The organism is Amycolatopsis xylanica (assembly GCF_900107045.1).
GTDB classification, from domain to species: Bacteria; Actinomycetota; Actinomycetes; order Mycobacteriales; family Pseudonocardiaceae; genus Amycolatopsis; species Amycolatopsis xylanica.
Genome location: NZ_FNON01000010.1, coordinates 241,305 through 256,376 on the forward strand (window position 1 = coordinate 241,305; position 15,072 = coordinate 256,376).

General features: G+C 63.8%; 4 protein-coding genes. 3 read left to right on the plus strand and 1 reads right to left on the minus strand.

Annotated features, from left to right (window positions below; translation table 11 throughout):
- Position 1 precedes the first annotated feature (1 nt).
- Positions 2-1,396, minus strand: coding sequence for an SdrD B-like domain-containing protein (locus tag BLV57_RS36230; RefSeq protein WP_143047234.1), 1,395 nt, complete (start codon positions 1,394-1,396; stop codon positions 2-4).
- A 198-nt stretch (positions 1,397-1,594) separates the two neighbouring features.
- On the opposite strand from BLV57_RS36230, the gene BLV57_RS36235 reads away from it, so the two are divergent.
- The 3 genes from BLV57_RS36235 (at position 1,595) to BLV57_RS36245 (ending at position 14,706) form a co-directional block, all read left to right on the plus strand.
- Positions 1,595-3,352 (plus strand): hypothetical protein, encoded by a 1,758-nt coding sequence (locus BLV57_RS36235; RefSeq protein WP_143047235.1) that lies wholly within the window; start codon positions 1,595-1,597, stop codon positions 3,350-3,352.
- Between the two features lie 271 nt (positions 3,353-3,623).
- Positions 3,624-7,781: a LamG domain-containing protein gene (locus BLV57_RS36240; protein WP_176968959.1), complete on the plus strand. Its 4,158-nt coding sequence runs from the start codon at positions 3,624-3,626 to the stop codon at positions 7,779-7,781.
- Positions 7,782-7,845: 64 nt separating this feature from the next.
- Positions 7,846-14,706 carry an RHS repeat-associated core domain-containing protein gene (locus BLV57_RS36245; RefSeq protein ID WP_176968960.1) on the plus strand — a complete coding sequence of 2,287 codons (6,861 nt, stop codon included), beginning with the start codon at positions 7,846-7,848 and terminating at the stop codon, positions 14,704-14,706.
- Positions 14,707-15,072: the final 366 nt, after the last annotated feature.

A 15,072-nucleotide genomic window follows, 5' to 3' on the forward strand; every position in this document is an offset into this window, starting at 1 on the left:
GTCAGGCTGCTTTGTAGACCAGCGACCATTCCCAGGCGCAGCTTTGGCAAGTGCCCGCCTGAATCTGGAAGCCATCCGCGTATTCGGGAACCCAGCCGTCGACGACCAGCTTGTACCGCCCAGCCGCCACAGCGGCAAATGCGATGTGGCCGTCGGCGTCGGTCGTCCCGGTCGCGACGACCTCATCGGCGTCGTTGACCAGTTCGACCGCGGTGTCGGCGATGGCCTCACCGGGCTCCTGCTGCGAATTGTGATTGTCGTCGTGGTAGATCCACCCGCTGGTGTCGCCGGGAGCACCGGGCACCTTGCCCCACAAGGTAATGGCGGGGAACCCGTCTTCCTCGCCACCTTCAGGCCCGAAATCACATGCCACGAAGAATCCGCCGTACTGGTTCGAGACCTGCGGGACCGTGCCGACCTCGGTGAAGGTGCGACTTTCACCGGGAGCGAGGTCAACCTTCGCCGGGTAGACCAGGTCAGACCACGACTTCCAGCCCGCGATGTGATTCTGGCTGTCACCAACGCGATCACACCAGCCTTCGATACCGGTCAGCGGCGCATCGCCGGTGTTGGTGAGAGTGAAGCTGACATGAGCAGCGTCGCCGGGCTCGTAAACATCGCGATCCATCGAAGCCTCGACTCGCAGCCGGTCCGAGAGCGGCCGTACTGTCCGGATGTTGACGTCCGCGTCCTCATCACCGTCCACATCGGCGTAGAAGTAGCCATTGGTCAGCACCCAGCCGCCAGGCACATCTCGCACGGACAGCGAGTAACGCCGAGCGGGCACGTCGGTGAAGGTGAACCACCCGTCCGAGTCCGTGACCGTCTGCTGCTCATCCGGCGCGAAAACGCCGACCTTCGCGTCGGCGAGCCCTTCGCCCTCGTCGAACTCCCCATTCCCATTGCTGTCGCCGTAGACGACTCCGGTGATGTTCCCGCTCGTCGTGGTCGGGTCGACGAACGGAATCGTCAGGTCGGCCGGCTGCTGGTCGAACGTCGAGATGGTGGCTTTGAACTGCACTCGAGGCGTGCCATTCCAGGTATAGATCTTCGCGACGAGGGTAAAAGTTCGCGTGGCGCCCGCGTCGATGGTGACCCCGGGGTCGCCCGGCTTCGTGTTCGCCAGGCCATTCCAGTCAGTGACGCTGACCGATGACCCCGAAACCTTCGAAATGTTGGCCTTGACCCCGTTCATCGCCTGGTCGGTCTTGTTGGTGACCGTCAGTGTGATCTCGAAGGGCTTGTCGACGAGCCTGGTTTCGTCGGCGACCGAGGCCGTGAGCACGAGCTTGATGGGCACGGCGCTCGCGACCGGGCTGACGAGCGCACCGATGGTCAGCGCGGCGGCGACCACGGCGAAGAGCCGCGTCACCCCGCGCAGGGGTGTCTTGGACACGGTGAATCCCCCTGGTGAAGGCGGGACGTGGGCGTCCCCCGACGCACGCTGACCGTCCCGCTCCTGGCGCAGTTGTCACTGCGATCTTCCCCAAAGTAGCCGACCCGGTCGGACAGGTCTAGACCGCAAGCAGGTGCCTTCGGAGACCTCTCACCTGCGCGTTAGGTAGTTTGTAAGCCGCAGCTCAAAGGGGTGGGGATGTCTGAGATCTCTCAGCACGGCGATCAGCTCGTGCTCGATGTGCCGGAGACGCCGAAGCCGGCGCCCGGTGTTCGTCAACGACTTGTGGCGTCCGCGCCCAAGTGGGCGATGTGGGCCCTTGTCGCCCTGCCCATCCTGCTCACGCTGGCCGAGATCCTCCGCGCACCGCGATTGCCGACCAGGGACTATTGGTCCGTGCTGGGCCTGACGGCCAACCAGAACGGCACTCTCGAACTCGACAAGCTGCTGCATCTGTATCACGAGCACCCGATCGTGCTGGTCGGCATCGTTTTCTGGCTGGACGCGAAGCTGTTCGACGGCTCGTCGACGCCGCTCGGCCTGTTCAGCTGGGTGCTCGCGCTCGGCATGTTCGCTTCGCTCGTGAGCATGCTGCCGCCGAGATTCGGCGGCCTGCGCAGGCTGGGCGTGCTCGCCGGCCTGTCCGCCCTCGTCTTCTCTTCGGCGACCACCGAGTACTTCGGCGACGGCATGATGGGCGTGCAATGGCTGCTCGGCTTGGCGCCCGCGGTTGCCGCGCTGGCCTGCGCGCACCGCGGGCGGCTCATCCCGGCCGTGCTGCTCGCCGCGTTCGGCAGCCTCGGCCATGGTGTCGCCTTCCCGGTGTGGATCGCACTGGCCGTCGTCTTCTGGCTCCGCCGCGACCCGAAATGGAAGATCGCCACTCCGCTCGGGTTCGGCCTGCTCGTTTTCGCTGTGTGGCGCCTCGCCCCGTGGCCGCCCGCCTTCCCCAAGCCCAGTGTCGTCGGCGCCGACACCTATCTCGGCGCGATGACCAGCGCACTCGGCCAGGTTTGGTCGCTCGGCTCACCCGATCTGGCGTATCTGGCGGGCGCGATGACCATCGGCCTGCTGGCCGTGCTGGCAGGCCCCGCCATCCGCGAGCGGTTGAGCAGTCCTCCGGCCGAGCCGGACCTTCACAGCCTCGACAAGGCACCCGCGCCGCTCGGCGAGGTGGCGGGCTGGTTCGGCCTCGCCACGCAGATCTTGCTCAACAGCGCCATGATCGGCCTGAGCCGTGGCGGTTTCAAGGCTTCGGAAGGCCTTGAGCTGCGTTACGTCGGCATCGCGCTGCTGGGCGTCTGCGCGTTGGTCGTCTTGCTCATCACCCGCGGCCCCCGCGCGATCCGGACACGCCCCGTCGCGTTGTCCCTGATCATCGCGCTCACCGTCTTCGCCGTCGGCAACACGGCCGCCGGGCGAACCCGCGAGCGGTACGCCTACCAGCCGGTGTTCGCGGTCGCGATGCTGACCGGAGCCAAGACGGTCATCGGGCAGATGTGGGCCTCCTCGGACTTCCTCGAGCAGGAACGCACGATGAAGATCTACCCGTTCAACGACGACTTCACGCTCGGCTGCGGCGCCGGCGGCCCCGAGCTCGGCTCGAAACTCGACCTCTCGAAGACCACCGGGCTGCCCGGTCCGGACGGCGGCAACAACACCGCGGGCGCGGTGGACACCGCCCCGATCGCCGGTGACAAGCAGATCAACGGCTGGGCCATGATCAAGGGTGAGCAGGCCAAGTGCGTGCTCATGGTCTCACCGGACGGCGTGGTCGTCGGCGGGGGAACGGTCGGCCTGCCCAGGCCCGACGTCAACGCGTTCATCTACTCTTCGACCGGCCGCTCGGGCTTCCAGGCCGTCGCCGGACCGGACGTGAAGGAAGCGACCATCGTCGTCATTCACAACGGGACCCAATACCGGCTGACCGCGGTCAAGGACGCGGGCATCAAATAGCTCGCCCATTCGGCCGAGGTAGTGCAAATTGCAGTTCGGGCTCCATCGGTGATCTGGGTTACACGCCAGTGGAAAACCTGTCGTATTTTGTCCGGTTCATCCCAGTGTGGGTGATGTCTCCTCCTGGTTAACCCGTTTGGCTGCTTTCTTTACTTGACCTTGGCGACAATTGTTCTGCCTGGTTGTGGTCAGGTCTTGTGACCGCAGGTGATGGGGGGAACTTCCGATGCCTTCTGGCATGCGTTCATGCTGCTCGAGATCCAGACTCGGCGTGCTTCTCGTTGTGCTGGCCGTGGCGTTCGGGGTTCTCCCGGCCACGGCCTTTCCAGGTCAGGATGTCGCGGCGGCCGCGGTTCCAGACGTCGCGCCTGATTCGGTGACTGCGTCGAAGTTCGCCAAGCAGAGCCAAAAATCCGTTCGGGTGATGGACCAGACCACCGAGACGGACGAGACCGTCGCGAACCCGAATGGCTCGTTCACCAGGACCCGGCACACGCGACCGGTTCGGGTCAAGCAGAACGGCACCTGGGTCCGGCCGGACTCAACCTTGGTGCAGACCGACGCGGGAGTGCTCGCGCCCAAGGCCGCCACAACGGACATCACGTTGTCTCGGGGCCGTTCCGGTTCGGCCAAGTCCGCGAACGCGCAACCTCTCCTCAGCTTGACTCAGGACGGCACGGCGACCGGATTCGATTGGCCGGGTGCGTTGCCTGCCGCCGTCGTGACCGGATCGACCGCCACTTACCCCGAAATCCTTCCGGGCGTCGATCTCAAGCTCGAAGTCGACATCGACACCGTGCATGAGGTTGTCGTGGTCAAGACGGCCGAAGCCGCCAAGAATCCTGCCCTCGCGAAACTCGGCTTCACCATCCCGGTGCGGCAGGGCACCGTGACCAAGGACGCCGATGGAACCTTGCACGTACGTGACACGGCGGGCACCGAAAAGTTCACCGCGCCACCCGCGATCATGTGGGACTCGTCGGGCACGGACGCGGCAAACCACAACTTCCTGCGCGGGCCCGCTCCCGGTGGTCGCCGAGCACCGGTCGGTGAGGAGCTCTCGGGCACCAAGCTCACCCTCAGTCCAGACCAGACCATGTTCGCCGGAGCCGATACGGTGTTCCCCGTATATGTGGACCCGGAATGGCACGACAACTACTGCACCTCCTGTAATCGGAATCATTACCTGGTCCAGTACGCGTGTGGTAGTGGCAAAACGCCGGGCGACGTGCAGTGGGACAACGACGATCAGCTGCGCGCGGGCTATGTCAATGACACGCGCACGAACTGCCACGGTTCGCACCTCGTCACCGCGCGGTCTTTCGTCGAGCTGGGACTGAGCGGGCTGGAAGGCACCCTGATCTACGACGCGGTGCTGAACCTGAATGTCATCAATTCGGAGACTTGCGGGCCCGCGAACAACGTCGTGCTGGCGAACGGCATCGACTCCGGGATGGCCTTCAACAGCGGCCCGGGCTGGGGGGAAACCCTAGGCACAGTCGACGGTTGCTCCAGCAATGTCAGTTTCGTGGTCACTCCGACGATCGCCTCTCTCGTGAACAACGGGGAATCGGCGTTCACCTTCGGCATCGTCGCACCGAACGAAAACGACCTGCACAGCTGGAAGCGCTACACCACGGATGTCGGATTCACGGTCACCTACAACTCTCCACCCAACAAGCCGGCCAACTTGCAGCTCTTCAATGGCAGCCAAGGCTTTCGCTGTGTCAGAGGCGCGTCTCGCCCCGTACTCGGCCGCATCAGTACGGCCTACGTGGCGAAGGCGAACGTCTCCGACCCGGATGGCTACGAGCTTTACGCCGGATTCCGTGTGTACAAAGGACTTGTCAGTACCGGTAAGTACACGTGGGACGGGAACGAGACGGGTGTCGACAACGTCCTGAGCGATGAGGACACGAACAACCGGAACGCGGTGGCGACCCTGCCGCAGTCGCTGATGAACGCGGATGGATTTTACTCCTGGGACGTGCATACCACCGACGGCAAGGAAACCGCGTGGTCGGCAGGCTGTGAGGTCGAGGTCGAGCTGAGTGCGCCCGCGAAACCGGCCGTCGCTTCGCAGACCTACCCTTCGGGTACGTTCGGCGGCGGTCCCGGCAGGCCAGGCGACTTCACCTTCAGCGTCGCGAACTCGCCGACCACGGTCGGCCACTACGTCTGGAAGCTGGACAACACCGCCTCGCCTGCCTGCAATGGCACTGAGCCGGGCACAGTGAAGCCCGTGGCGTTCAACGGCCCCGCCACGACCGCGATCGCACCGCAGTCCAAAGGTCCCCACGTGCTGAGTGTCTGGTCGTGCAACCGCGCGGCGACTGCTTCGAGCCGCACCGACTACACGTTCAACGTGAAAGACGCGTCGGCTCCGGTCGCCTCATGGCAGCTCGAAGGCACCGGAACCTCGCAGGCGACTGGGCTGCGCTACGCGGGACAAGGAATGGGCAACTTCGGCGCGGGTAAGCTCGGCCAGGCAGCGACCTTGACCAGCCAAGCAGGTGACTACTTCGCCACCAGCGCCCGAGTGCTCGACACCACCGCTTCGTTCTCTGTCTCGGCCTGGGTGAACCCGGCGGATCTCACTGGCCGCCGCGCTGTGCTGTCACAAGACGGCGGCCAGACCAGTGGCTTTGTCGTCCAGTATCTGGAAACAGGTAAATGGGCATTCAGCGTCAGCAGCGCCGACACTGCCAACCCGCAGACCGCGTCAGCGCTGTCCGCGGCGCCTGCGACGGCAAATGCGTGGACACACCTCACCGCTGTCTACGACGCCGGAGCGCACACGGCGAGTCTCTACGTGAACGGACAAGCACAATCGACGGTCGCGGCGACAACGTGGAACAGCAGTGGCCCGTTGGTGCTCGGCGGTGCCAAGGTGAGCGGGTCACGTGGCTATCTGCTCAAAGGCGCGTTGGACGAGATCGCGGTGTTCGATCGCGCATTGCCAGCGGCCGATGTGAACACGCTCTATACCCACAATGGCGTCCCAACCGGCCTTTCAGCGATTCGTGAGTACACGGTGGATGGTGTGACCACGGATGCGACCGGCACGGATGAAACGTTGACATTCGGCAACGGCGTGACCTACACGCCAGGCTATACCAATGCGTCAGGCCAGTCCGCGACCGACAGCAGCGTCGGCCAGTCTTCGGGGCAGGGCATCTCGGTGACCGGATCCGCGGGAGCTCGCTCCAAGAACCCCGTCGTCGACACCGCGCAGAGCTTCACGGTTTCCGCCTGGGCGAAGCTGTCCGACACCGACGGCTATTACGCGGTCTTCGGGCAGGAGGGCTCCCACGCCAGCGGGTTCCAGCTCCGCTATTCCCATGATTCGAACCGATGGATCATGGGCATGCCCTCGGCCGACACAGACGCGGACACCTATCGATGGACCGCCTCGACCAGCATTCCTCAAGCGGGTGTCTGGACCCATCTCACGGGTGTTTACGACGCTTCGACAAGCAAGATCCTCCTTTACGTCAACGGCGTGCTCGAAGGCCAGATCGCCATCCCCGCGGGCAGTGTCTGGAACGCGACGGGTGGGTTCACCATCGGGCAGATTCGCGCTCGGGGCCTGCCGGACGCGTTCTTCCGCGGCAGCATCGACCAGGTGCAGGTCTGGGATCGCACGTTGCCCGCGGACGAGATCGCCGGGCTTGCCAACTCGGCAGTACTGCGGGCGAACTACCAGCTCGACGGTTCCACACTGGACAAGGTCAGTGGGGCTTCCGGTGTGTCCTCCGGCGCCGTCACCATGACCACTGATTCAGACGGTGCCCCTGTCGCCCGGTTCGGCAAGGACGCAAGCGGACAGATCGAGGGACCGCGTCCACAGAACCTCCGCAGCGACCGGAGCTTCACCGTCGAGGCGTGGGTGAAGCACGCTTGGACTGACGCCGACATCGCGGCTGCGAAACAGGCCGATCCAGCCAAGAATCCTTCCGGTGTCGACAAGCCGGGTAGGGCCGCGGTGGGTGTGAACTCCCCGCAGTTCTCGCCTTACATGCTCGGCTACCGCGGAATCACCGACTCGAACGGGGTATGGCACCCCCGGTGGAGCTGGCTGGTCACCGATCCGAGTGCGACACAGGCGAACCCGCTCGGCAAATTCTCGGTGTCGGACGTGGACGCCGAGTCCAATGTCTGGACTCACCTGACCGGCACCTACGACGCCATCACTCATACCGCCTGCCTTTACGCGGCAACCGATTCCTATCAGTACGCGCCCACCTGCCTGACCGGTGTGACCGGCTGGAACGGCGCGAGCGCACTCGAAGACCTGTTCCTCGGCAGTGGTGAATGGAACGGTTATCACGCCGACTTCTGGTACGGCGATCTGCGTGGCGTCCGGCTGTACAGCGGTGTGCTCGACGCGCAGCACATCAACGCCGACGCGATCGTCGACCACCCCTGACTTTCTTCCCCGTCTCGGACATTTAGGCAGGTTTCTTATGCGTGCTGGTGCCAGGTGGGCCCGGATGGGCCGTTTCTCCAGAGCCACCGCCATCGCCGTGGTCGCGGTCATGCTCGCGTCGGGTGGGACCGCGGTCGCAGCGACGGTCGGCACTACTGGCTGGACGTTGCCTCCAGGACAGAAGGATCCCAGCATCCCGGTCAAGCCCGTGCCTGCGAAACAGGTCCCGGACATCGACGTGAAGACCCAGCCGCTGCCGAAGCCGATTTGGCCGCCGGCTTCGGACAGTGACGTCGATGTGCCGCCCGCCGGCGCTGACGCCAAACAGCGAGCCGGTGTGCAACCGAGTGGTACACCGGTCCGCGTGGCGCCGTCCAAGGACACGCAGGCGAGGACCGCGTCCAAGGTGCATGTGCACGTCACCGACCACAACGCGGCGAACGCGCTCGGCCTGCATGGCGTGCTGCTCACGGTGACCGGGTCCGGAGCCGACCCAGTCCACGTCGGACTCGACTACAGCACGTTCGCCGGCGCGTTCGGCGCGGGCTGGGCCGACCGGCTGCGCATGTTCGAGCTGCCGGCCTGTGCGCTGACCACGCCTGCCAAGGCGGAATGCCGCGTGCGGACGCCGATCGAGAACTCGGTGAACGATGGCGGCAGGCGCGAGGTCGGTGCCGACATCGTGTTCCCGGCGCAGGCACAGGGCATAACGGCGAGCGCTCAGCAGACCCGGGTGCTGGCCGCGGCAGCGGGCTCGTCCGGTTCGTCGGGCACACCGACAGCGCCCCCGATCGCCGCGGCGGGTTCGTGGTCAAGCGGCGGTTCATCGGGAGACTTCTCCTACGGCTACCCGTTCTCCGTGACGAAATCGCCGAGTGGTGACGGGCCGAATCTCGGACTGGCCTACTCATCGTCCAGTGTGGATGGTCTGACGTCGGGAACGAACAACCAGACATCATGGGTCGGGGATGGCTGGAACTTCACACCTGGCGGTTTCGTCGAACGGCACTACAAACCGTGTAGCGAGGATCTCGACGGGAACAACGGCAAGACCAAGACCGGTGACCAGTGCTGGGGCATCGACAACGCGACGCTTTCGCTCGGTGGCAAGTCGACCGAGCTCATCAAGGTCGACGACAAGTTGTGGAGGCCCAAACAGGATGACGGCTCGAAGGTCGAGCTGCTCACTGGCGCCGAAAACGGCGCTTCACACGGCCAGCACTGGAAGGTCACGACCGGTGATGGCACGCAGTACTTCTTCGGGCTCAACCGTCCTCCCGGCTGGACCGATGGCAAGCCCGAGACCGAGTCCACATGGACCGTCCCGGTCTTCGGAAACAATGACGGCGAAGACTGCTACAAGGCGAACAACTTCGCTGGCTCTTGGTGCCAGCAGGCGTGGCGCTGGAATCTCGACTACATGGTGGATTCGCATGGCAACGCCAGCGCCTACTACTACCAGCCAGAACTGAACTACTACGGCCTCAACCGCAACGTCACCACCGCTGGCACGGTTTACACCGCCGGCGGCTACCCGCTGCGGGTCGAGTATGGGCTCCGGCTGGCCAACGACAGCGTCTATGGCAGTGGGCCGACCAACCAGGTCACCTTCGACACCGCTGAGCGTTGTATTCCCACGGATACCTTCGCCTGTGAGCCGGACAAGCTGACCGCTGACACCGCGAACGCATGGCCGGACGTTCCTTTCGACCAGATCTGCGCTGAAGGCAAGCCCTGTGACTATGGTGCGCCCGCGTTCTTCACCCGGAAGCGCTTGGTCGCAATGCACAGCCAGTACTTCGCGGCAGGCAAGCCGGTCGATGTCGATCAATGGGATTTCAAGCAGGACTATCCCGGATCGGGCGACGCGATGCCGCCCGCGCTCTGGCTGACTTCGATCACGCACACCGGTAAGAACGGCGACAAGTCGATCACGATGCCGCCGACCACCTTTGACCGATACGTCTTCCCGAACCGGGTCGACACCGTCGGCGACAAGTACACGCCACTCACTCGAAGCCGGATGAAGGAGATCAGGACCGAGACCGGCGGCCGGGTCACCATCGCCTACTCGGCGCCCGACTGCGTCGCGAACGAGCGGATACCCGACTCGCCGGAGACGGACACCATGCGTTGCTATGCCTCGTATTGGAGCCCTCCGGCGGCGAAGGATCCAGTACTTGACTGGTTTCACAAGTACGTCGTCACCGATGTCACCGAAGAAGACCTGACCGGCGGCTCGGAACCGGTGGTGACGCACTACGACTATGTCGGCGACGCGGCTTGGCACTACGACGAAGGCCAGTTCACGCCGGACGATCGCAAGACCTGGGGACAATGGCGGGGTTACAACCTCGTGCGCACTTCGATAGGCGCACCCAACACGGTTCGTACGGTCAACGAGTCGCTGTATCTGCGTGGCATGGATGGTGACCATCTGCCGAACGGGACCAGGCCGGCATCGGTAAAAGATTCCGACGGCGGGTCCATTGTGGACGAGGATCCGCTGCAGGGCTTCGTCCGTGAGTCTCGGACCTATTTGCCGGACGGCAAGACTGTCGATTCGTCGTCCATCAACGACCCGTGGCTACGTGGTCCGACCGCCACCAGCTCGGACGATCTGCTCAAGGCGTACATGATCAATGTCGGCTCAGTGCACGGCCGGACATTGCTTTCGGATGGCAAGACCTACCGTCGCACGCAGGTGAACCGGAAGTTCAACGACGACGGCATGGCCATCGAACAGGAAGACCGCGGCGATACGAGTACCGGCGCGGACGACACCTGTACCAAAACCACCTATGTGGCCAACGACAACGGCATGTTCGACCGGTCTGACGAGAGCTACATGTTCGCGGGCACCTGCGACCACGAGGCGAATGCCCAGAACAGCATCACCGATGTCCAGGTCTCCTACGACCACAACGAATTCGGCGCACCGCCGGAAGCTGGAGACATTACCGAAACCCGGACGCTGGACAGCTGGGACAGCGCAGGCAAGCATTTCGTGACGACTTCGAAGAACGAGTACGACGCATACGGCCGTGAGGTGCTGTCTACCGACGTCTTCGACAAGACCATCAAGACCGAATTCATCCCGTCGTCCGGCGGGCCGGTGACCGGCACGAAGACCACCAACACGTTTAACTGGGTGTCGACCACCACTTTGGAACCATCGCGCGGCAACCCGACGTCGTCGGTGGACGTGAACAATGTGCGCACCGACGTCGAGTACGACGCGCTCGGGCGGAAGACTGCGGTGTGGAACCCCGGCCGAAATAAGGCCGGAGGTGATTCGGCCACCGCGACGTTCGAGTACACGCTGAGCCTGAAGACACCGACCACGGTGCGGACGAAGTCGTTGCAGGACAACGGGGCGTACACCGACTCGTACACGATCTACGACGGACTCGGCCGGTCGCGCCAGGTTCAGGTCCCGGCGCACGGCGGCGGCCGGGTGCTCACCGACACCCTTTACGACTCCCGAGGTCTGCCGTTCAAGACCAACGGCGCCTTCTTCAATGCCGACTCCGGTCCGAACGGAACGCTGGTCGCGGCTGCGGACAACACCGTTCCTAACCAGACGGTCACCGAATACGACAGCAGGGGCAGGACGACAGCCTCGATCTTGAAGTCCAAAGCGGTCGAGCAGTGGCGGACGAGCACCATCTATGAAGGCGATCGCACCACCACCATCCCGCCGGCGGGCGCGTCGCCGTCCACCGTGGTGACCGACGTGCAGGGCCAGCCTGTACAACGGTTACAATACAAGAACGGCTTCACGCCAGGCGGTGCCAACCCGGCCGACGTGTCCAGCTACACATACAACGCCGCCGGTGCGATGACGGGAATGACCGATTCCGCAGGCAACGTTTGGACCGACACGTACGACCTGCGTGGGCGGAAGATCTCGCAGACCGACCCGGACGCGGGCACGTCGACGTTCAGCTATGACAAGGCAGGCCAGCTGACGTCGACGACCGACGCTCGTGGCAAGAAGCTTATCGTCCAGTACGACGCGCTGGGCAGAAAGGTCAAGCAAACCGAGGGTTCGGAGTCCGGCCCGACGTTGGCCACTTGGACCTACGACACGTTGCCGCGCGGACTCGGCTTGCTCACGTCGTCGACTCGGTGGGACGGTCAGAACGCGTACACCAAGCGAGTCGTCAACTATGACAGCTACAGTAGGCCGACCAAGACTGCGGTGGACATCCCCGCGAAAGAGGGCCCGCTGCAAGGCACCTACGAGTTCACGACGCGGTACAGCTCGACCGGCGCGATAGTCGACCAGGGCAGCCCGAAGGCAGGGAACCTGCCTGCCGAACACATCATGCACACCTACACGGATCTCGGGCTGCCGTCGACGAGCTACGCGATCGACTCCAACGGGGTCATCACGAATTTGGTCTCGCAGAGCGATTACACCTCGTACAACGAGATGTCCCGGCTCCAGCTCGACGGTGCCACTTCGTCGGCGAACATAGGCCTGACCCAGACTTACGACGAGGTAACGCGGCGGGCACAGACGACCACCGTTATCAAGGCGACCCAGGTCGGGTCCGAGCTGACCAAGCGGACGTATACCTACGATCCGGCCGGCACGGTCCGGAAGATCGCGGACACCCCGAGCGGCGGCAAGACGGACGTCCAGTGCTTCGACTACGACTACCTCCAGCGGATGACGGAGGCGTGGACGCCGTCGTCCGGCGACTGCGCGACCGCGAAGTCGGCAAAGACGCTGGGCGGAGCGGCACCGTACTGGAACAGCTACGAGTTCGACCCGATCGGCAACCGCACGAAGCAGGTCGAGCACAAGCCCGCTGGTGATGTGACCAGCAAGTACACCTACCCCGCATCCGGGGCGTCGTCTGTTCGCCCGCACGCACTGCAGAAGGTCGACACGAGCGGCCCGAACGGCACCTCGACCAGCAGCTACACGTACGACGAGGTTGGTTCGACGCGTACGAGGAACGTCGGCGGAGACACTCAAACGTTCAGTTACACCTCCGAAGGGCAAACGGCCGGCGAGACGGACAAGACAGGCGCGAGCACGTATGTCTACGACGCCGACGGCTCACGGCTGATCTCGCACGATCCGACCGGCGCGACATTGTCCATCGGTGACCTGGAGCTGTTCCAGACCGCCGGCACAACGGGTGTCACGGCGACCCGCTTCTACACACACGGCGGCGGTTTGGTCGCCGAGCGAGTGGGATCGACCGGCCTGAAGTGGATGCTCAGTGACCACCACGGCACGAACGGCATGTCGATCACCGCGGGAACGCTGCAGGTCACTCAGCGCTTCACCGACCCATTCGGTAATTCCCGCGACGCGGTCCCACCGGGTTGGCCGGACAAGCACGGCTTCGTAGGCGGTTACCAGGACACGACTGGTCTCACCCACCTTGGGGCGCGTGATTACGACCCGTCCACAGGCCGCTTCACCAAAGCGGACCCGTTGCTCAACGCGGAGGTTCCGCAGGAGTGGAACGCCTACGCCTATGCGGGCAACTCACCGGTTTCTCTGACCGACCCGAGTGGTATGTCGACCTGCCATCACATGGGCGAGGACGGTCTCTACTGCCCGCCAGGTGCTTCGCCCAGCTGTACCTACCAGTGCCATCCCAACCCGGGCGACGCGGCTGGGACTGCGGCAGGTAAGGCCGCGCAGGACAAGTACATCAAAGACCACAATGTGAACACTGCGGCGTACCGCGACGCCCAAGCACTGGTGAAGAAGACGAAATGGGATGTCTTCATCGATGCGGCCGGTGACCTCATAAAGGGGCTAATCGGCTGGGACGACATCAAGGATTGTCTGTCACATGGCGCGGTCGGCGCCTGCATTCGGACGGTCGTCAACCTGATCCCGTGGGGCAAGGTCCTGAAGACCGGCGAGATCATCGCCGACTTCTGGAAGGGCGCCAAGGCCCTGGTCACCTTCGGCAAGGAAGTGGCCAAGGCCGAGAAGGTCATCGTCGATACCGAGCGTGTGCTGGTCGACGCACAAAAAGCCGGCATGGCGGCCGAGCGGATGGCTGTTGATGCCGAGCGCGCTGCGGCCCAAGCGGCTAAGGCTGCCGAGGAGGCGAAGGCCGCGAGCGCGGCCGAACGCGGCGGTGGTGGCGCCACGAGCTGTGCTCTGCACAGCTTCGTTGCTGGGACTTTGGTTGCGATGGCGGACGGCACTGCTAAGCCCATCGAGCAGGTCAAGATCGGCGATTTCGTCCTGTCGACGAACCCTGAGACAGGAGGGGTTGAGCGGCACGAGGTAGTCGGTACGCTCATTCATGCTGATGAGGACGAGCGCACCGAAATCACCGTGGAGGCCGATGGCGGGTTCGGCAAGGTCACCGCCACCGACTGGCACCCCGTTTGGGCCGAGGAAGTCGGTAAGTGGGTCGCGATCGGTGACCTGGCTCCTGGGCAGCACCTACACTCGCCAGATGGTCAGCCTTCGGTTGTTACGGCGGTCCGCCACTTTCAGCAGAACGCCCCCGTTTTCGACCTCACCGTTGACGGTGTTCACACCTACAATGTCCTCGCTGGCCTTACTCCCGTTCTCGTTCACAATTGCGGTGATCGAATTTATGAGGCTGGCGGTAAACATAACAATGAGGTGCGAAGTACCTCTCGTGGTCCCAACAGCAGGGAGCCCGCCGATGGTCAGGGCGCGCTGGAGAACTCGGTCCAGATCAAATCGACAGCTCCGCGTCGAGTCGGGATCGATCCCACCAATGGGGACGTTGTCGTGCTTGATCGGACTCACCCCGCAGCTCCTTGTGGTTGTAAGACGCCAGGTGGTACAAACGAGGTATTTCATGGTCATGTTCGATCTGACTTCGCGAAAAGCCCTGCTATGCAAGGTGCGAGGAATGCGTTGCGGCGCGCTTTAAAGTCGGGAGCAATTACACCTTATGAGTGACATGTCGGCGGATCAGCTGTGGCGGTCTGAAATGATGAATGATCTTGCGAGTGGAGACGGCCCTCGTGCCGCGCGTGCGCTCCTCGCATTGACATACGATGATCCGGATCGCGTTTGGTTGGAGGATTTGCTACTGGAGCAATTGAGGGAGGGTAATGACCCGAACTTGCGTTCCCTGGCGGTGACGTGCATGGGGCACCTTGGACGGATGCGCGGACTTGTCGGACCTCGTTTGGTTTCTTGCCTCGAGGGTCTTGTTGATGATCCAGAGTTGGGTGGTATTGCGGAGGATTCGCTGGCGGAGGTTCGGTACTACGCAAAGGTGGTATGAAGTTGAGTTTCCGGGGCGTACTCGCGCTCTTGTAG

Bases quoted from the DNA above. Each gene is read 5' to 3' on its own strand.
- BLV57_RS36245 (WP_176968960.1), top strand. From the start codon at position 7,846: ATGGGCCGTTTCTCCAGAGCCACCGCCATCGCCGTGGTCGCGGTCATG.
- BLV57_RS36235 (WP_143047235.1), top strand. From the start codon at position 1,595: ATGTCTGAGATCTCTCAGCACGGCGATCAGCTCGTGCTCGATGTGCCG.